The following is a 17,286-nucleotide window of genomic DNA, read 5'->3' on the forward strand; positions in this document are numbered from 1 at the left end:
CCGGCGCCAGGTCAGGCTCCGGTGTCGGGTCCGGGTCCGGCGCGGGCCCTTCCTCCCGAACCCGGGCCCGTACACGGGCCGGCGCGGTGCGGCGCCTGGCCAGCCGTAGCCGGACGTGCCTCTGCGGCCCCTCTGTCATCCGCCCCCCAAATCTGGACTTCCCAGACAAGGACGCCGACGAGGTCCATCTGGATCCCAGCGGGCGCGTGCCAACCCCGAGGCAATCAGGTGCACACGTGCACACCGCCTGGAACCAGCTCCGCGTGAGCACGGGATACCGCGCAGGGCTTACGGCGACGCGCCGACAGCGCCGGAGCAAGGCGCGAACGGCTCGCCCAGAAACAGTTCCACGCGCTGCGGGAGCTGGGGGTCGAATGGGCGTGAGTGGCCGTTGTCTGGCAGGATCCGCGGGTGTCCGCTTCCCTGTACGAATCGCATGTGACGGTCCGCTGTGCCGACCCCGACGAGTGGGTGCGGCTGCAGCGGTGGGCGGCTTCGGGTGGTCTGAAGCTGACGCATATCGTGCTGGCGCGCGGCCGGATGCGCGATCAGCCCATGCTCACACTGTGCGGTTCCTCGTCGTACGTCGAGCAGGACAAGCGAGTGCGGGACGTCGTGGCGGGGCTTCGTGCGGACGGGTTCGAGCCGGTACGGGTGAAGACCGAGTCCACGCCGTGGGCCGCGGAGGTACCGGCTCGGCTCGGCGAAGACGACGAACGGTACTTCGAGCATCACGTGAAGCTGCTGCTCGACGCGGGCACGGACCTGACCGCGCTCGCGGCCCGGGTGGTGCCGCACGGCGCCCATCTGTCGTGGAACGCCCTGCGGGTGCGGGCCGGCGCGCGGCACGAGCGGTTCGTGACGCAACGGTGCCGCGGGGTGGGCGCCGACGGGGCGGGGCGGGCACTGGAGCAGTTGCTGAGGGAGCTGGGCGGATTCGTGGTGCTGAGCATGGAGCGGGAGTTCGTGCTCCATGACAGTGACCTGTCCGTGGACGACGGTTGGATCGCGGAGCCTGTGGGGGTACGGACATGAGTGGGACGGCGTGGGACGGATTCGGCTGGCGGAGCACCGAGTTGCCCCGGGAACCGCTGGACGAGGCCACCCGCAGTGCACAGGACCTGCCGAAGACGCTGCAGTGGGTGGCAGGGGACGACGTGGTGCAGCGTCCCGTCTTCGACCCGTCGCTGAAGCACCACGAGAACGCCTACCGCGCGACCGACCCGCGGTTCGGAGATCCGGCGCGGGGCGAGACGTGGCGGGCGGCCCGGCGCCGGGCCCTGCACCTGGTGCTGGACGCGATCGCGGCGTCGCAGTGGGCGGACGCACTGGTGCTGCGGGGCAGCGTTCTGATGTCGGTGTGGTTCCCGGATGCCGCCCGCGAGCCCGGCGACCTGGACTTCGTCGTCGCCCCCGACACCTGGCGGATCGACGAGGACCGGACGGACCACATGCTGCGCGGGATCGCCGCGGCGGCGCAGACCCTGGCCGAAGCGCGCGGACCCGAGATCGGGATCTCGGCGCAGGGTGCGGTGATCGAGGACATCTGGACCTACGACCGGGTACCGGGCTGCCGCATGGTGCTGCCGTGGGTCTCGCCCGGGCTGCCGGGCGGCCATGTCCAGCTCGACTTCGTCTTCAACGAGCGGCTGCCCGAAGCGCCCGAGCCGACAGAACTGCCGGGCGGGACAGTCGTGCAGGCGGCCACGCCGGAACTGTCCCTGGCCTGGAAGTTGATGTGGCTGATCACCGACACGCACGGCCAGGGCAAGGATCTGTACGACGCCGTGCTGCTGGCCGAGCGGCATCCGCTCCGCTACGAGCTGCTGCACGAGGTGTTCCGGCTGTCGGGCGAGTGGCCATACGCGAACCGCGAGAGGATCCTGCTCGAGGACGTGGCGGAGGCGGTCGGGTACGTGGAGTGGGACCACTTCGTCACCGAGTACCCGCAATTCAATGATGCCGAGCGGGAGTACGCGGACCGGCTGGTGCAGGCTGTGACGCAAACGTTCAGGGGGACCGTCGGCTGATCCGGGCTCGGTGAAAGGTCTGAAGCGCGGGAACAGCGATGACGGACTCGGTGCGTGGGGCTTCCGAGGGCAAAGCCGCGCTCACGGAGCAGATGGGACAGGAACTGGTCCCATTCACGTTCTGCACCGCCCTCAAGCGGCAGCTGGTGAACCGGGCGAACGCGAACAGCACGGCCCGATCCCCCGCCGGCGAACGGTCCCAGATCCACGCTCCCGCCCCGGCCGGCAGGAACCGGTCCACCAGCTTCTGCTCGAACCCCGCCTCCCCACCGGGCCCCCGTGGTCGGACACCACCCGCGACTCGTGGCCAAGAGCCCGGCTCAGCGCCAAGCAGTGTGCCTCTGCTTCTACCTCACCCGGTGAAGGGGCGGCTGCCGCGTCGTTGACCGAGGAAGAGCCCGAACCCGTCGGCAGCTGAGGCCGTGGGGCAGCACCTTCATGGCACTGCCCCCCCGGCAGCAGCCGTCTACCGCCCCTCCGGCCAGGTGGGTGGGTGACTGCGACTGCGACCGGCTCGCGTGCCTTCGGAACCGGAGCGGCGCCCCCAGCTCATGGACTGCTCACACAGCACGTTGGCCGGCCCGTCCTGGTAGCCGGCCCACGCGAAGAAGCCGCGGAGCCAGAAGACGAGGGCTGGGACGAGGGCGCCGACACCATCCAGCGGCGCCGGCTCGCCCAGCGCAACGCCTACGAACAATCCCTGCGCGCCGCACTCCTGTCACTGCACGACACCCACGGCATCAAGGCCCGCATCACCTTCCGGGCCCTGCCGTTCACCCCCATGGCCAAGCTCTACCTCGTCAACCACACCGAAGCCCTCTTCTCCTACTACACCCTCCGCCGTCGCCCCCTCGACGTCGAAGGCCGCCCGATCGGGCGGATGCCGCCGCACGTGCCAGCATCCGATCAACTCCCATTGATGCATCAATGTGAGTTGATGTATCTTCGGGGTATGGGACCCCGACCCTCGGACGCGGCCGTCGCGCCGCCGGAATTCGTCCGGCTCGCTGCGCACCCACTGCGCTGGCAGCTGCTGACGGAGCTCGCCGACGGCGACTATCGGGTCCGTGAACTGGTGGAACGTGTCGGGGAGCCGCAGAACCTGGTCTCGTACCACCTGCGACTGCTGCGCGAAGGCGGTCTGGTCACGGCCAGGCGCAGCAGCTTCGACGGCCGTGACAGCTATTACCGCCTCGAGCTGGAGCGGTGCGCTGAGGCGCTGGCCGCCAGCGGTGCCGCCCTGCACCCGGCATTGCGCCAGGTCCCCGCGCCGCCTCGTCGTCCGGCCGTCCGGGCGCGGTCCCGCCGTGTTGCGGTGCTCTTCGTGTGCACCGGCAACAGCGCCCGCTCGCCGATCGCTGAAGCCCTGCTCCGCCACCACAGCGCCGGCCGCGTAACGACGGCCAGTGCGGGCACCAGCCCCAAGCCGCGCCTGCACCCGCATGCTGTTCGGGTACTGCGCGAGTCGTTCGGCATCGACCTGTCAGGTCGGCGCACCCAGCACGTGGACGACCTGGCCGGCCGCCGCTTCGACCATGTGATCACCTTGTGCGACAAGGCTCGCGAGGTCTGCCCGGAGTTCGGCCCGCGGCGGGTCCACTGGAGCATGGCCGATCCGGGCGAAGCGGGTGACACCGGCCAGGCCGGCTATGCGGCCTTTGAGCATGCGGCGGCAGATATAGACACCCGTATCCGGCACCTGATGCCGGTCCTGAACACCCCCGAGACCCTTGCGAGGTCCGCGCCATGACCACTCACGACGAATACGTCAGCGTCCGCTACCTCGTCGATGACGTGCAGGCCGCCACCGACTTCTACACCACCCACCTCGGTTTCACGCTGCACACCAGCGCCGTCCCTGCCTTCGCCGACGTGACCCGCGGCCGACTGCGGCTGCTGCTGTCGGGCCCGGCGAGCTCGGGTGCCCGGGCCACCCCCAAGGAGGCCGCTGTCGCGGGCGGCAATCGCATCCACCTCACCTTCGACGACCTCGACGCCGAGATCGCTCGGCTGCGCAGCACCGGTCTCTCCTTCCGCAGCGAGGTCGTTGCCGGTCCCGGGGGACGTCAGGTCCTGCTGGCCGACCCGGCGGGCAACCTCATCGAGCTGTTCCAGCCCGCCCCCCGGCCGACCACGCCGGCAGGATCTGGCCAAGGGCGGCACTGACCGCTCCCTCCCCCACAGCACCGCGGCGGGCCTGCCGTCCCCGCGGTGCGCGCTGGGCGTGTCACGGGGCTCATCCGTGTCGTCCGATACCGGTGTCGCACAGGCGCGCGCGGCGCGTCGGCAAGGAGTCCGTGCATGACCAGTGAGGCGACGCCGGATACCGCGGACGGCGAGCGGGATCCAGGGACGCCGCGGGTGGCACTGGGCGTGATCGCCCGCGAGTGGGGCCGGATCGGCTGTATCGGCTTCGGCGGGCCACCGACCCACATCGCGCTGCTGCGGCAGCTGTGCGTCCAGCGCCGGGGATGGATATCGGCCGCGGAGTTCGAGGACGGGATCGCTGCGACGAATCTCCTGCCAGGACCGGCCTCCACCCAGCTGGCGATCTTCACCGCGTGGCGGCTGCGCGGCACGCCCGGCGCGCTGGTCGGCGGGGTGTGTTTCATCGTGCCGGGGCTGACATTGATCCTGGCGCTGGCCGCACTGTTCCTGGGCGGGGATCCGCCGCTGTGGGTGCTCGGGGCGGCCGCCGGGGCAGGGGCCGCGGTGGCGGCGGTCGCGGTGCAGGCTGCGGTGGCCCTGGTGCCGGCCAGCTGGAAGCGGGCCGGCGATCGACGCGCGGCGCGGGCAAGGTGGGTCGGCTACGCGCTGACGGGCGGCGCGGCGGCCGCGCTTGCCGGCCCGTGGCTGGTGCTGGCGTTGGTGGCCGCCGGCCTGATGGAGATGTGCGTGCGTACCCGCCCTGCGCTGCCGCGCCCGAGGGGCGGGGCAGCGTGGCCGGTGCCGCTCGCCCTCGCGGCCCCGGCGGCAGGTGGGCTGGGGGCGCTGGTGTGGGTGGCGTTCAAGGTCGGGGCGCTGTCGTACGGCGGCGGCTTTGTGATCATCCCGTTGATGCAGGCGGACGCGGTGGACCGGTATCACTGGATGAGCCAGGGGCAGTTCCTCAATGCGGTCGCGCTCGGTCAGATCACTCCGGGGCCGGTGGTGCAGACGGTGGCCGTGGTCGGTTACGCCGCCGCCGGGCTCGGTGGCGGGCTGCTGGCCGCCGCCGTGGCCTTCGGGCCGTCGTTCCTGCTGGTGATCCTCGGCGGCTCCCGGTTCGATCGGCTGCGCAGCAGTACGGCGGTGCAGGCCTTCTTCGCCGGGGCGGGGCCTGCGGTGATCGGTGCGATCGCCGGATCTGCGATTCCTCTCGCCCTCGTGCTGCAGCACGGCTGGCAGTTCGGTGTGCTGGCCGCAGCGGCCGTCTGGCTGCTGGGGATGCGGCGGGGCGTGGTGAGTGCCCTGCTGGGAGCAGGCGTGCTCGGGATCGCCGCCGCGCTGGCCGGCTGGCCGGTCGCCTGACCGTTCCGTCCCCGCGCTGTGGGCAACTGCTGCCTCTGTCAGCGGTTGCGCGGGGCGACCAGACCGGATTCGTAGGCGAGGACGACGAGTTGGGCCCGGTCGCGGGTGTGGAGTTTGGTCATGGCCCGGTTGATGTGTGTCTTGGCGGTCATCGGACTGATCACCATGCGGTCGGCGATCTGGTCGTTGGACAGGCCCTGGGCAGCCAGGGCGACCGCCTCGCGTTCGCGGCTGGTCAGCTGCTCCAGCGCGTCGCCGGCAGCGGGGAGCGGCTGGGTGACGTAGCGGTGGATCAGCTTGCGGGTGATGGACGGGGCGAGCAGGGCGTCGCCGCGGGCGGCGACCCGTACGGCGTGCAGGAGGTCTTCCGGCACGATGTCCTTGACCAGGAACCCGGCGGCGCCGGCGCGCAGCGCGTCGAAGACGTACTCGTCCATGCCGTAGTTGGTCAGCATGACGACGTGCACACCCGACAGGGCCGGGTCCGCGGCGATGCGGCGGGTCGCCTCGATGCCGTCCATGACCGGCATCTGGATGTCGATGAGCGCAACGTCGGGCAGGTGCTCCTTGGCGCGCGCCACGGCGTGCGCGCCATCCGCGGCTTCGGCCACCACCTCGATGTCGTCTTCGAGGCCGAGCAGCGCGCGGAAGCCGCTGCGGATGAGCGGCTGGTCGTCGACCAGCAGGACACGGATCATGATGCTCGTTCCACAGGGAGTTCAGCCTGGACGGTGAAGCCATGCCCGGTGCGCGGCCGCGCGCGCAGCCGGCCGCCAAGGGCGGTGACGCGTTCGCGCATGCCGAGCAGCCCGAGGCCGGGGACCGGCGCGGTGTCGGGGGTGGCCTTGCCGTCGTCGTCCACCTGGACGGCAAGGGTGTCGGGCCGGTATTCGATCCGGACCGCCGCGGTGGTGGCGCCCGCGTGCCGGGCGGTGTTGGTCAGCGCCTCCTGGACGATGCGGTAGGCGGTCCGGCCCACCGAGGCCGGCACGTCGTGCCGTTGCCCTTCGATCGTCAGCGTCGCGTCCAGGCCCATCGAACGGGCGCGCTCCACCAGTTCCGGTACATGCGCGAGGCTCTGCGGCGGGGTCGTGTCGTCGTCGCGCAGGGCCTCCAGGGTGGCGCGCAGCTCCCGGGCTGCCTCCCGTCCTGCCGCCTGGATCGCCAGCAGCGTCTCGGGTACCTGCTCGCCGCGTCTGCGGGCGACGTGAACGGCGACCTCCGACTGCACCTTGATGATCGAGATCTGGTGGGTGAGGGAATCGTGCAGTTCCCGCGCGATGTGCAGCCGCTCCTCGTCCGCGCGGTGCCGCGCGGTCTCCTCCCGGGTGCGCTCGGCTTCGTCCGCCCGCCGCTCGGCCTGCCGCAACGCCTCCCCTGCGGCAAAGGCGGCGATCAGCCAGGCGATCTCGAGTACGTTCCGGGCCTGAGCGAACGCCTCGCGTGCCGGCCCGTCGCGGAAGACCAGCGCCGTGAGAGGCAGGACGGCGAGCAGCGACACGGATGCCGCCACCGTCAGGGCACGGTGCCCGGCCCGCACGGCGCCGTACACCGCGACCAGGTACGAGACGGCGAGCACGTCAAAACCCGCCGCTTCGTAGCCCACCGCGCACAGGCCGGTGACAGCCAGCACGACGATCGGAGCCCTGCGACGCGCGGCCAGCGCCAGACCGCCCGCCGCCAGCAACAGGGAGCCGATCAGCGCGCGCTCCCCGGCCGGGTGCTGCCCGGACAGCCCGGTGCCCAGCAGCAGTGCCGCGACGCTGACGGCAATCGCCCAGTCCATGGCACCGGCCGGGACACGAAAACGCCCTGTGTCCATGCGCGCACCCTAGCCGGGCGCCGCCGCGGGCGAGTCCCGCCGGCGGACGAGCGGCCGGCTACCGCACCCGCGGTACTCACCCGCCGTCTGCCGCACGCGCAGCAGTCGACTGCCATGCCGACGGCAGTCCGAAAAGACGGCACCCGCCGGACGACCGGGAGGGCGGTCGCCAGGCACGCTCAAGGCACAGTGCAACCGCAGAATCCGCCACGCACGAAGAAGGAGAGTGGCATGAGCACAGCAGATGTCCTGACGGTGGCCGCCGAGGGGGGAGTCATCGGCGACGGGCGGACCGGAGCCAACCTGGCCCTCGGGGTGGGGCTGATCGGCGTGGCCATCGGCTGGCTGGCCATGGCCCGCGTCAGCGGCCGTATCAGCACCGGCAACGCGCGCACCAGCGCCATGTCCGCCATGGTGGTGGGCCTGGCCGGCACGGCCCTCGCGGCGCTGCACCTGGCCACCTCCCACGGTGGCCCCGGCACCGGCAACGGGTTGGTGGGAGCCGTCGTGGCCATCCCGTTGGGACTTCTCGCCATAGCCCTCGGCCGGCGCGCCCTCGCTCGCTCCCGGAGCGCCGAGCGGACCGCCGACCGCTTCGAACACGAGCGTGCCCTGGGCGACTCATAGATCATTTACGGGACAGCCCTTGGTCGCTGCCTCCGGGTCGGCAGCAGACCATGGCGACGACCACCGAAGACGGATCAACCGCCGCGCGGGGCGCCCGGCTGGTCCATCCGGGAGAGCCAGGTCGTGAGCAGCGTTTCGAGCGTCTCCGCCTCGGTGCGTGTCAGTAGGCCCAGGAGCTGGTGTTCATTGCCGATGTGGTCGGTGAACGCCCGGTCGATCAGTTCGAGCCCAGGTCCGGTGAGGGCGACGATCCGGCCACGCTGATCGTCGTCGGAGCGGCGGCGCGTGACGAGTCCGGCCCGCTCCAGACGGTCGATCCTCTTCGTCATCGCGCCGGTGGTGACCATCGTGTGCGCGGCCAGCTCGCCGGGTGCCCGCTCGTAGGGCTCACCGGCGCGACGCAGTGCGCACAGGACGTCGAACTCTCCCTCGCTCAGACCGTAGCGGCCATAGACGAGGCAGAGTTCCTCGGTGAGCCGGCCCGCCAGGCGGTGCAGGCGGCCGATCACTCCTTGCGGGGTGACGTCGAGGTCGGGCCGCTCGCGGCGCCAGTCCGCCTGGATGCGGGCCACACGGTCCCGTGGTTGCCGGTCTTCCATGAACACCAGTATAGCTTCCACGGAAGCTATACTGTCTTCCATGGAAGCTAATGCACGCTGGGTGGCGGTGACCGCGATCGCACCGGTGGCCTGGGGGACGAACTACTTCGTCACGCACGCTTACCTCCCCGCCGACAGCCCGTTCTACGGAGCTGCCGTGCGGGCCCTGCCCGCCGGCTTGGTCCTGCTGGCTCTGTGCAGGCAGCGGCCGCGCGGCGCATGGTGGTTGCGGTCGGCGGTGCTCGGGCTGCTGAACGTGAGCGTGTTCTTCGTCCTCGTCTACGTCGCCTCCCAACTCCTTCCGACGAGCGTCGCCTCGACCGTCATGGCGGTGTCCCCGCTGACGATGATGCTCATGGCCTGGCCTCTGGTGGCCGAGCGCCCCCGGACCGCCCACCTGGCCGGTGCCGCCATCGGACTCGCCGGGGTGTGCCTCATGCTGCTCACGGGCGCGCAGCGGGTGAGCCTGCCCGGTGTCCTGGCCGCGACCGCCGCCGTGCTCGTGTCCTCCCTGGGTCACATCCTGGCCAAACGGTGGAGCGCCGACACCGATGTGCTCGCCTCGACCGCGTGGCAGCTCATCGCCGGAGGCCTCTTCCTCCTCCCGGCCGCCATGGCTGTGGAGGGCTCTCCCCCGGCGTACTCCACCCCGGCGCTGCTCGCGTTCGGCTACGTCACCCTGGTCGCCACCGCGCTGGCCTTCACCGCCTGGTTCACCGGGCTGCGCCATCTGCCCGCAGGGAGCGTGGGCCTGGTCGGACTGCTCAACCCCGTCACGGGCGTGCTGCTCGGCACCGTGGTCGCGGCCGAGGTACTGACCCTTCAGCAGTTGGGCGGACTGATCCTGGTCCTGGCCGGAGTCGTGCTCGGCCGACCCGCCCGCAACGGCCCGCGCGGCAACGGTCAGGCACCCGGCGATCCCGTCTCCGCCCCCGGGAATCCGGCGCGAGAGCCGTCTACTTGCGCTCCCCGCTGAGCAGATCGCGGCTCCCGGCAGCCCTGTCCTCTTCGTACGGCAGATGCCGATGCGCGTCTGGCGCGCCGAACGCCGGCTGGGCGAGGTGCGAACCACGGAAGTCCGAATGGCGCCGTGGAGCAGCGCGTGCCGAAATGGGTTTCGCACCGTGCGAGAAGCGTCCTACCGTGGCGCGGTGACGACTCAGATGATCATTCTCAACGGCGGTTCCAGTTCGGGAAAGTCCGGGATCGTACGGTGCCTGCAGGCCGAACTGCCGGATCCGTGGCTGGCTTTCGGGTGCGACTCCTTCGTGGACTCCATGCCCGCCAGGATGCAGGGGTCGGACGGTGGGATCGATGTCGCGGCGGACGGCGGGGTGAGCGTCGGGGCGGACTTCCGGGCCCTGGAAGCGGCCTGGAGAGAAGGCATCGTGGCCATGGCCCGTGCGGGCGCCAGGATCATCATCGATGACGTCTTCCTCGGCGGAACGGCCTCCCAGGCGGGGTGGCAGAAGGCTCTTGGCGGACTGGACGTGTTGTGGGTCGGCGTCAGATGTGAGAGTTCGGTCGCCGCGGGCCGGGAGGTGGCGCGAGGAGATCGCGTGCGGGGCATGGCGGCGTTGCAGGCAGATGTGGTCCACGAGGGCATCTCCTACGACCTGGAGGTGGACACGACACATACCGAGTCCCTGGCGTGCGCGCGAACCATCGCGGCCCGCGTCATCTGATCGCTGGAGGGCTCCTGACTTCCCGGTCGACAACCGCAGGCCGCACCGGCCGCTCAGGCCGAAGCCGTGCTGGACGGTCTCCCTCGCGACGCTGGACCAGGACTTCAACACCGGTGCCAGGCCGGCCATTTCACGATGCAGATCATAGATCGGCAGCAGAGGGCGTTTCGAGAGTGTTGTGAGAACCGGAATGACAATGCAGGCGTCCTAGAGAGCGCATAAATCGCGCTCGGTCATCGGGAGACATGATGTCGATGCAGCCGTCAGACCGCATCGAGCAGAATCTGAACAGCGCCGACAGCATGCTGGGACGCGAGCTGGTGCGGCACGACACCAAAGCCAGTCTGCTCATAGCGGTCGACGGCGGAATCCTGGCACTGGTGGCGGCGATCGGTCACAGCATCGACCTCAGCTGGTACGTGCGCGCACCAGGGCTGCTCGGGCTCACTGTTGTGGGCGTATCGGTGCTGCTCCTGCTCCACTCGATCCGTCCGTCCCTGAGTGGCCGAGCGGGGGAAGGCTGGGAGCTGTGGTCGGGCTTGGACCGCGACAGCCTCGTGATCCACATGAGGGCAGATCGCAGACCAGAACGCATCGTCTTTCTGTCGCGCATCGTCGAGGGCAAATTCCGACGCCTGCGGATGGCCGTCGACCTACTGATCGCGGGGTTGTTTCTCCTGTTCGTCGCCGCGGCCGTCGCGGCCACAGGTCTCTGACAACTTCCACGCAAAGGCGAGTTGCCGGTGGGTGATCGCGCAGGCGAGGCCGACCCGGTTGGTAGCCCAATGGACGGCGCCACCGTATCGGTGATGGCGTTGACTCACCGGCAAGCGAATCCGCTGCATCTGGGCCATGCCCCTCCCCGGCAAACCGCGGTCCGGGAAGACAGGCCGACCGTTTCCAGAATGACCGGCACGAGCAGGCCTCGCCGCCGCTCGCATGCGCAGACGGGGCGGGCTCCGGTCCCGGGACGGCGGGGACGTGCCCCGTCCACAGTCCGTGGGACCTAATGTCAGTGGTCGGCGCTAGCGTTCCGCCCATAGTCGCACTCGGCCCGGGACGGACTCCCCTGGCTGAACTGTGCTCCCATCTTGTGTTCTTGACGCGGAAGGCTGTGGCGCGTGGGTTGGCTGTCGGCGGGTGACGGGTATGAAGTCGCCCTTGTGGAGGGGCGGGTGGCGGCGCGTGCCACCTCGGGCCGGGCGGCGGGACGGCAGTTGAAGTCACTGCCGCGTGCGCTCAAGGACCACCCGGAGGTGGACCGGCTGCGGCGGTTCGCGGAGTGGCTGGACCGGCATGCCGCGGCGTGTGTCGCTCAGGCCGACGCGTGGATGGTGTCGTCGCTTCCCGTCCCCACCGGGCTGCTGGCCCGCGTCTGGCCCGACGAGGCCTGGCAGTCCGCGCTGCGCGATCTGGCCGTGGTCGGCGACGACCCTGATGAAGTGGGGTTCCTTCGGGGTGCCACCGAAGCCGGTGAGCTGCGGCTGGTGAACTTGGACGGCGAGACCGTCCGGATGGCCCCGCGCACGGTGACCCTGCCGCATCCGGTGCTGCTGCCGGACCTCGACGACCTGCGTGAGTTCGCGGCCGAACTGGGCATGGCGCAGCGCGTCGAGCAGATCCACCGGGCGATGTGGCGTCGGCCGGAGGACCTCGACGCCAAGGCCACCGAGGTGCGGGACTTCACCGGGGGCTCGTTCCGTTCCCGCTTCGCGCTCGCCGCGCGCGCCAGTTCGCTCGGATATCGCGTGTCCGGTGGATACGCGACCGCCCGGGTGCGGGACGGCGGACGCACCGTGGAGGCCTGCGTCTGGATCGGCGAGCCGTACTGGGAGGACTCGGTCGAGACCGGCGCCCTCACCTGGCAGGACCAGGACGGGCGCGCCCTGCCGCTGCGCGAGGTGGGACCGGTGGCCTGGTCGGAGGGGATGCGGATGGCCGCGGCGCTGTACGCCGGCCGCGTCATCGAGGAGGGCAAGAACGCATGAGCGGGGGGACGCAGGTGTCGTACGAGGAGCTGCTGACGGCGGGCGCGGTGCTGCCGCCCGACTCGGAGGGGGTCGGGGAGCGGGGGGTGCCGCTGACGGCGCGGACGTACCGTCACCCGGGGCTCGACGACCGGGTGGTGGTGCGGCTGGTCGCAGGCGAACTGGGGGCGGCCGAGGATCTGGCCGCCGGATTCCTCGGCCTGGAGCAGGACGCCGAGCCGGCCGTGGTCGGATTCGGGCTGCGCCAGTCGCTGGGCTTTCCCGAGTGGGTGCTCGTGCATCACCCCGAGGACGGGCACCACGCGCTGGGCATCGTGCCTGACCTGGAGCGGGCGGCCCGGCAGGCCAAGTCCCGTCCGAAGGCCGCGCTGGACGCCTTCGTGGAACTCGGAGACCGGCTGGCGGCCTCGGTGCCGCACTTCCTGCCGACGTTCTACGAGCAGGCCGGGCGCGTGTTTCTGGCCGAGGAGAACGCCACGTACGCGGCCCAGTTGTTCACCCGCGCCCGCAAGGCGGAGGCGGAGCACGGGCTGACGGTCCAGGAGGAGCGGCTGGACGCCGTGTTCCTGGAATTCGCCCTGGCCGGTGCCCTGCCCGTGAAGGTGCTGTCCGCCTACGCCAGGGAACTGGCGGCGCGGGTGCCCGCCGAGGAGGCGCTGCGGCGCTTCACCCGGCTGTGCCTGCGCCGTACGGCGGGCGGGCTGCCGCCGTCGGCGCAGATGGCGAACGATCTGCGCAAGCTGGCCCGGTCCGCGGGCCGGGACGCGAACCTCACCGAGCAGGAGTACCTGGCCGAACTCCTCGGTCTGCCGGCCACCCTGCGCGCGGCGGCCGGCTGGTGGAAGGGGCACCGTACGGCGCTGGTGGCGCTCGCCGCGCGTGAGCCGCGCGTCCGGGGCACCCTGCTCGACCTCATCCCTGCCAGCCACGAGAACGAGATGCCCGCGATGTGGCTGGGGCTGCTGGAGGCCTCCGGCGCCACGGCGGGCCTGTGGGACGCGACCCTGCCCGAGGACCAGCGGTCTCGGGACGGTGCGGCGGGCTGGCTGGGGCGGTTCCTGGCCTACCGGGAGCGGGCCCGTTCGTGGCGTGACTCCAGTCGCATGGCTGAGCTGTATCCGCTGGTGGAGCGGACGGCGGACCGACTCCGGTCCGAACTCTCCGCGTCCGGCGGCGCGTTGAAGGTCCTGCACGACCTCGACCTGATCGACCTGCTGCTGTCCCTTGACGTTCCGGTGGCCGCCCCGCAGAAGGACGAGGCTCTCCTGCTGACGCAGTGGGCTCCGGGCGAGGGGCACCGTGACCTGCTGTCGCTGGCCGCCGACACCCGCTTCCACGAGGCATTCCGGCGAGGCGCCGACCGGTTCGGCAACGACGACCACGCCCTGCGGGCGATCCGGCTGCTGGCCGCGTCGCCCGGAGGCGGCCCGCTTCTCGCGGACTGGGTGCGCACCGTCGTACGACGGTTCACGGCGGTCGGCCTGCCCCAGCTCCCCGACGCGCTGGCCCGGCTGAAGTGGCTGCCCGCCGAGGCCCTGGCGCTGGCCGAGGACGAGGTCCGTGCGGCCGCGGCCACCGACCTCGCACCGGTGCTCCAGCGCACCCTGCGGGCCGGGCTCTTCGACGAACTCGGCTGGCCCGCCTGGGAGGAGGCGGTCGCCGCCCTCGTCCCCAAGGCCGACATCGAGGACGTGATCGTCGCCGACGCCTGGCCCCACCTCATCGTGGCGGGCGCCGCCCAGGCCCGGGTCATCGGCGCCGAGGGCACGGTCCTCACCCACGATCTGCGGATCCCGGCGAACGGCACCTGGGGCGATCCCGGCTTCCACCATGTGGACGGAGAACTCCTCGTCTACTGGAACGACCGCAACGACGGCCTGCGCGGCTACTGGCACACCCGCGCCGACCGTCCTCAGTCGCTGGAGGGCGCCCGGAACACCCGGGGCACCCAGATGGACTGGTACCAGGCCAACATGCCGATCACGCTGCCTCTGCCGGGCGGCGGCCGGACCACCGGCGGTGGCGTCCTGCACGCCGGGGACACCACCCTGCCCCAGGAGCGGCAGGTGCTCTGCGACGGCATCTCGTACTGGGTGTGGCACGCGGAGGACGAGGACGACAAGGCGCACGGCTGGTACGAGTACGACCCGGCGACGGGTGAGCGGGGCCGCATGAGCAGGCCCGCCTTCCTCGCCGACGCGCTGCTCGACGCCCCCGAGGGCAGCGGCTTCGAGGGCGGCCGCCTGCTCCCCTCGCCGACAGTCGGGACCGCACCGGCCTCCGCGCCCGTGGACGGCCTGGTCGGTCTGCGCATGGTGAAGCTGCCCGACGGGTCCGTGCGCGCCCAGGATCTCGCCGGACACAGCGTCACCCTGCCCGCGGACGCCGGCCGGCCCGCCACTCTCGTGGTCTTCCCCGGCGCCGACGGGGCGAGCGCGGTGGTCCGCAACAGCTGGCAGCTCGCCATCGTGGACCCGGACGGCGTCGTCACCTCGGTGGCCAAGACCGACCGCGTCCCCGGTGTCTTCGGCGAGGGCTCGCTGCTGCTCCCGCCGGTGCAGTACTGGGAGTGTCTGACCGCCCGCGACCCGGAGGGCTCCGAGTCGCTGCGGCGCGTCGACCGGGACACGGCGGCGGCTCTGCTGACCGCCGCGGCCCACGAGGACACAGAGGTGCTGCCCGACGCGATCCGGTCCCGTCTTCCGGTCACCCATGCCGCGCTGGTCGCGGGGATCGCCGGAGTCGTGCGTCACGCGGCCGGTCAGCAGGCCGTCCTGGACTCGGTGGCCGCCCGGCTCACGCGCGCTCTCGACGGCGGCCTGCAGGACGAGGGGCCGGCCGGACCGGCGGACGCCGTGCTGCTCGACGCGATGAGCGGTCTCTACGGGTCCACCGGCTACTGGTGGAACCGTGACGAGGAGGCCGACACCGTGTTCCGCGCCCTGCGCGAGCTGAAGCGGGCGGCCCAACTCTCCGACGCCACCCCGATGGAGGGACCGACCGCGCGCCTCCACCTCGACGGACGCCGGCTTCCCGTCGGCCGGCCCGGCCTCGACACGCTGCTCGACCGCGTCGGCGCCGTGGCGTTCCGGACAGGTGCCTCCACCACCTCCGAGGACCACCGGGAGGCGCTCCACGCGCTGCTCGCCGAGTTCGACGCGCTGGGCCTGGTGCCCGCCGCCGAGCCCGCCCACTGGCGCAAGGTGGACCTGCACCTCGATGCGGGCCCGCTGCGCACCCCGTCGGGCGACTGGCGTGAAGGCGCGTGGAACGGGTTGCTGCCGCTGGGCGACGGTTCGTTCATCGCCGTCGTGGGACGGACCTCGCAGGATGACGACGGCTGCGTGTTCGCCGGATACTTCCACGATCCGGCCGGGCGCTTCGAGACGCCGAAGCCCTACACCCTCCGGGCGTCGGCCCCGCTGGGCGAGGACGGCCCCGCCGGTCGCCTCGGCGCCTTCCTCACGGAGCTGGCCGCACGCGGACCGGCGCCCTGGTTCCCGCAGGCCGCCGAGGAGTTCGCCCGGCTCACCGGCGTCACCGAGACGATGGCCCGGCTGATCGTGGCCGGTCTGCCACAGATCGACGTCTACGAACGGACCTTCCTGACCACGCAGGCACGCGATGTCATCGGTGTGAAGGCGGCCCCGGCGGCCGTCGCGAAGGACGAGCTGCGCGATGTCGATCCCGCGACCCGTGCCGCGGTCGTGGCCTCGCTCCTGCCCGCCGAGCCCGCCCGTCTGTGGACCGAGGGACCGGACTGGGCGGCCGCGGCCGAGGTCTGGAACAACAGGATGGGCCGCCGGACCGCCGTACCCGAGGAGTTGCTCAGCGACGCGGTACGCGCGTTCAGGCACGGGCGGTGGGACATCCGCCAGGCACTGCCCGCGCTGCTGCACCCGGCCGGTGAGCCCCGGCTCACCCGGGACCTGGAGTGGGCCGTCGACGGCGACCGGGTGAAGCCCGTCGGCACGGACACGGCCGGGTTCACCGCGCAGACCCTGGTGGGCTCCATCGGCGCCGCCGCCTGGCTCGCCCACCGCCTGCCCGCCGGTGACATGCTCCGCGCCGCGCTGCCCGCCGCGCTCGGCGCCGTGCACGACCGGCTGAAGCACCCCGGACTGGTCCTCGACCTCGATCAGTACATCAGCCTCCCCGGCTTCCGGAAGACCGCGGGCGCACCGACCGAGGTCGGCAAGGGCTTCGAGCGGTACGGTGCCGTCGTCCTGGCCACCCACGACGACCAGCCCTCCCCCGGCATCCGTGTCGCCCTGCTCGACGAGGCGGGCCAGGACCCGTATCTGCCCGCACTCCGCGTGGACGGCCAACGCCCCTACGCGGCCGAAGTGGCGATGCGCCTGGCCCGCTCCCCCGAGTTCGCGGCCCTCCTCGCCGACCCGGGCGACCCGCAGGCGGGCGAGCGGGGCAAGGACGGCACCTGGTGGCCGCAGGACCCGGGCCGCTCGGTGCCGGATCTGGTGACCGAGGCCGCCAAGGAGTACGGCGTCGGCGAGGACGCCGCGACGCTTTATCTCATCCTGCTCGCCATGCCCGACCCGACCGACCGCATGACGGCCCGGTGGACGGGATGGAAGCCGGCCAGGCTCAAGGCGGCCCGTGCCGAACTGGCCGCCACCGACCTGGTGGTGGAGGCCACCCGCACCCGGGCCGGACGTTCGCTCTTCCTGCCCGGCGGCTGGATCGACCCGAAGGCTCCGCGCGTTCCGCTGGAGCGGTGGAAACTGCCGCTGTTCGGCGACCTGCTGAGCGGCGAGGAGGCTCTGCTGGGCGTGATCGTGCCGACCGAACCGGCCGCCGAGCTGTACCGCAGGGCCTGGCAGCGGGTCCAGGAGGGTGACGGCCCCCGGTTCGAGGAGCTCAAGGTGCGGCGGGGACGCCGCCGCTGACGTACCTCCGGGGCGGCCGGCCACGACCGGCGGGCGCCCCGGCCATCACGGGCGGGCGCCCCGGCAATCACGGGCGGGCGCCCCGGCACATCCCCCGCAACGACGACAGACCGACCTA

Annotated in this window: 14 protein-coding genes; 11 read left to right on the forward strand and 3 right to left on the reverse strand. The window is 71.9% G+C overall.

Going from position 1 to position 17,286, the window contains the following annotated elements; genetic code table 11:
- Nucleotides 1-411: 411 nt before the first annotated feature.
- The 5 genes from OG788_RS02855 to chrA all read left to right on the forward strand — a co-directional run bounded on the left by OG788_RS02855 (nt 412) and on the right by chrA (nt 5,540).
- Complete coding sequence (locus OG788_RS02855) at nt 412-1,035, forward strand: hypothetical protein (protein WP_406368907.1); 624 nt, start codon at nt 412-414, stop codon at nt 1,033-1,035.
- Nucleotides 1,032-2,030 carry a nucleotidyl transferase AbiEii/AbiGii toxin family protein gene (locus OG788_RS02860; RefSeq protein WP_406368909.1) on the forward strand — a complete coding sequence of 333 codons (999 nt, stop codon included), beginning with the start codon at nt 1,032-1,034 and terminating at the stop codon, nt 2,028-2,030. Before OG788_RS02855 ends, OG788_RS02860 begins: the two co-directional genes overlap by 4 nt.
- Nucleotides 2,031-2,523: 493 nt before the next feature.
- A complete protein-coding gene (locus OG788_RS02865; protein WP_406368910.1) occupies nt 2,524-3,780 on the forward strand; it encodes an ArsR family transcriptional regulator in 1,257 nt (418 codons plus the stop codon).
- A complete protein-coding gene (locus OG788_RS02870) occupies nt 3,777-4,196 on the forward strand; it encodes a VOC family protein (protein ID WP_406368911.1) in 420 nt (139 codons plus the stop codon). The genes OG788_RS02865 and OG788_RS02870 overlap by 4 nt, the downstream gene beginning before the upstream one ends.
- Before the next feature lie 135 nt (nt 4,197-4,331).
- On the forward strand, nt 4,332-5,540 hold the full coding sequence (chrA, locus tag OG788_RS02875) for a chromate efflux transporter (RefSeq protein ID WP_406368912.1): 1,209 nt from the start codon (nt 4,332-4,334) through the stop codon (nt 5,538-5,540).
- A gap of 38 nt (nt 5,541-5,578) precedes the next feature.
- Here the strand turns inward: chrA and OG788_RS02880 are convergent, their stop codons facing one another.
- Both OG788_RS02880 and OG788_RS02885 read right to left on the reverse strand, forming a co-directional pair.
- Entirely contained in the window at nt 5,579-6,238 is a 660-nt protein-coding gene (locus tag OG788_RS02880) for a response regulator (RefSeq protein WP_406368913.1), read from the reverse strand.
- On the reverse strand, nt 6,235-7,362 hold the full coding sequence (locus OG788_RS02885; RefSeq protein ID WP_406368914.1) for a sensor histidine kinase: 1,128 nt from the start codon (nt 7,360-7,362) through the stop codon (nt 6,235-6,237). The genes OG788_RS02880 and OG788_RS02885 overlap by 4 nt, the downstream gene beginning before the upstream one ends.
- 231 nt (nt 7,363-7,593) lie before the next feature.
- On the opposite strand from OG788_RS02885, the gene OG788_RS02890 reads away from it, so the two are divergent.
- Nucleotides 7,594-7,989, forward strand: coding sequence for a DUF6223 family protein (locus OG788_RS02890; RefSeq protein ID WP_406368916.1), 396 nt, complete (start codon nt 7,594-7,596; stop codon nt 7,987-7,989).
- A 74-nt stretch (nt 7,990-8,063) separates the two neighbouring features.
- Here the strand turns inward: OG788_RS02890 and OG788_RS02895 are convergent, their stop codons facing one another.
- Nucleotides 8,064-8,588: a MarR family winged helix-turn-helix transcriptional regulator gene (locus OG788_RS02895; protein WP_406368917.1), complete on the reverse strand. Its 525-nt coding sequence runs from the start codon at nt 8,586-8,588 to the stop codon at nt 8,064-8,066.
- A gap of 40 nt (nt 8,589-8,628) precedes the next feature.
- On the opposite strand from OG788_RS02895, the gene OG788_RS02900 reads away from it, so the two are divergent.
- From OG788_RS02900 to OG788_RS02920, 5 genes are all read left to right on the forward strand, one after another.
- Nucleotides 8,629-9,564, forward strand: a complete 936-nt coding sequence (locus tag OG788_RS02900) for a DMT family transporter (protein ID WP_406368919.1) — start codon at nt 8,629-8,631, stop codon at nt 9,562-9,564.
- A 175-nt stretch (nt 9,565-9,739) separates the two neighbouring features.
- Entirely contained in the window at nt 9,740-10,273 is a 534-nt protein-coding gene (cpt, locus tag OG788_RS02905) for a chloramphenicol phosphotransferase CPT (RefSeq protein ID WP_406368921.1), read from the forward strand.
- A gap of 245 nt (nt 10,274-10,518) precedes the next feature.
- A complete protein-coding gene (locus OG788_RS02910) occupies nt 10,519-10,989 on the forward strand; it encodes a Pycsar system effector family protein (protein WP_406368923.1) in 471 nt (156 codons plus the stop codon).
- A 405-nt stretch (nt 10,990-11,394) separates the two neighbouring features.
- On the forward strand, nt 11,395-12,261 hold the full coding sequence (locus tag OG788_RS02915; protein WP_406368925.1) for a DUF4132 domain-containing protein: 867 nt from the start codon (nt 11,395-11,397) through the stop codon (nt 12,259-12,261).
- On the forward strand, nt 12,258-17,168 hold the full coding sequence (locus tag OG788_RS02920) for a DNA-binding protein (protein WP_406368926.1): 4,911 nt from the start codon (nt 12,258-12,260) through the stop codon (nt 17,166-17,168). The genes OG788_RS02915 and OG788_RS02920 overlap by 4 nt, the downstream gene beginning before the upstream one ends.
- Nucleotides 17,169-17,286 lie beyond the last annotated feature (118 nt).

It is taken from the genome of Streptomyces sp. NBC_00647, assembly GCF_045207245.1.
Classification (GTDB): Bacteria; Actinomycetota; Actinomycetes; order Streptomycetales; family Streptomycetaceae; genus Streptomyces.

What these genes read in the sequence shown, in the direction of transcription:
- OG788_RS02860 (WP_406368909.1), top strand. Translation starts at nt 1,032, where the DNA reads ATGAGTGGGACGGCGTGGGACGGATTCGGCTGGCGGAGCACCGAGTTG.
- OG788_RS02870 (WP_406368911.1), top strand. Translation starts at nt 3,777, where the DNA reads ATGACCACTCACGACGAATACGTCAGCGTCCGCTACCTCGTCGATGAC.
- OG788_RS02890 (WP_406368916.1), top strand. Translation starts at nt 7,594, where the DNA reads ATGAGCACAGCAGATGTCCTGACGGTGGCCGCCGAGGGGGGAGTCATC.
- chrA (WP_406368912.1), top strand. Translation starts at nt 4,332, where the DNA reads ATGACCAGTGAGGCGACGCCGGATACCGCGGACGGCGAGCGGGATCCA.
- OG788_RS02920 (WP_406368926.1), top strand. Translation starts at nt 12,258, where the DNA reads ATGAGCGGGGGGACGCAGGTGTCGTACGAGGAGCTGCTGACGGCGGGC.
- OG788_RS02885 (WP_406368914.1), bottom strand. Translation starts at nt 7,362, where the DNA reads ATGGACACAGGGCGTTTTCGTGTCCCGGCCGGTGCCATGGACTGGGCG.
- OG788_RS02895 (WP_406368917.1), bottom strand. Translation starts at nt 8,588, where the DNA reads ATGGAAGACCGGCAACCACGGGACCGTGTGGCCCGCATCCAGGCGGAC.
- OG788_RS02900 (WP_406368919.1), top strand. Translation starts at nt 8,629, where the DNA reads ATGGAAGCTAATGCACGCTGGGTGGCGGTGACCGCGATCGCACCGGTG.
- OG788_RS02880 (WP_406368913.1), bottom strand. Translation starts at nt 6,238, where the DNA reads ATGATCCGTGTCCTGCTGGTCGACGACCAGCCGCTCATCCGCAGCGGC.
- OG788_RS02910 (WP_406368923.1), top strand. Translation starts at nt 10,519, where the DNA reads ATGATGTCGATGCAGCCGTCAGACCGCATCGAGCAGAATCTGAACAGC.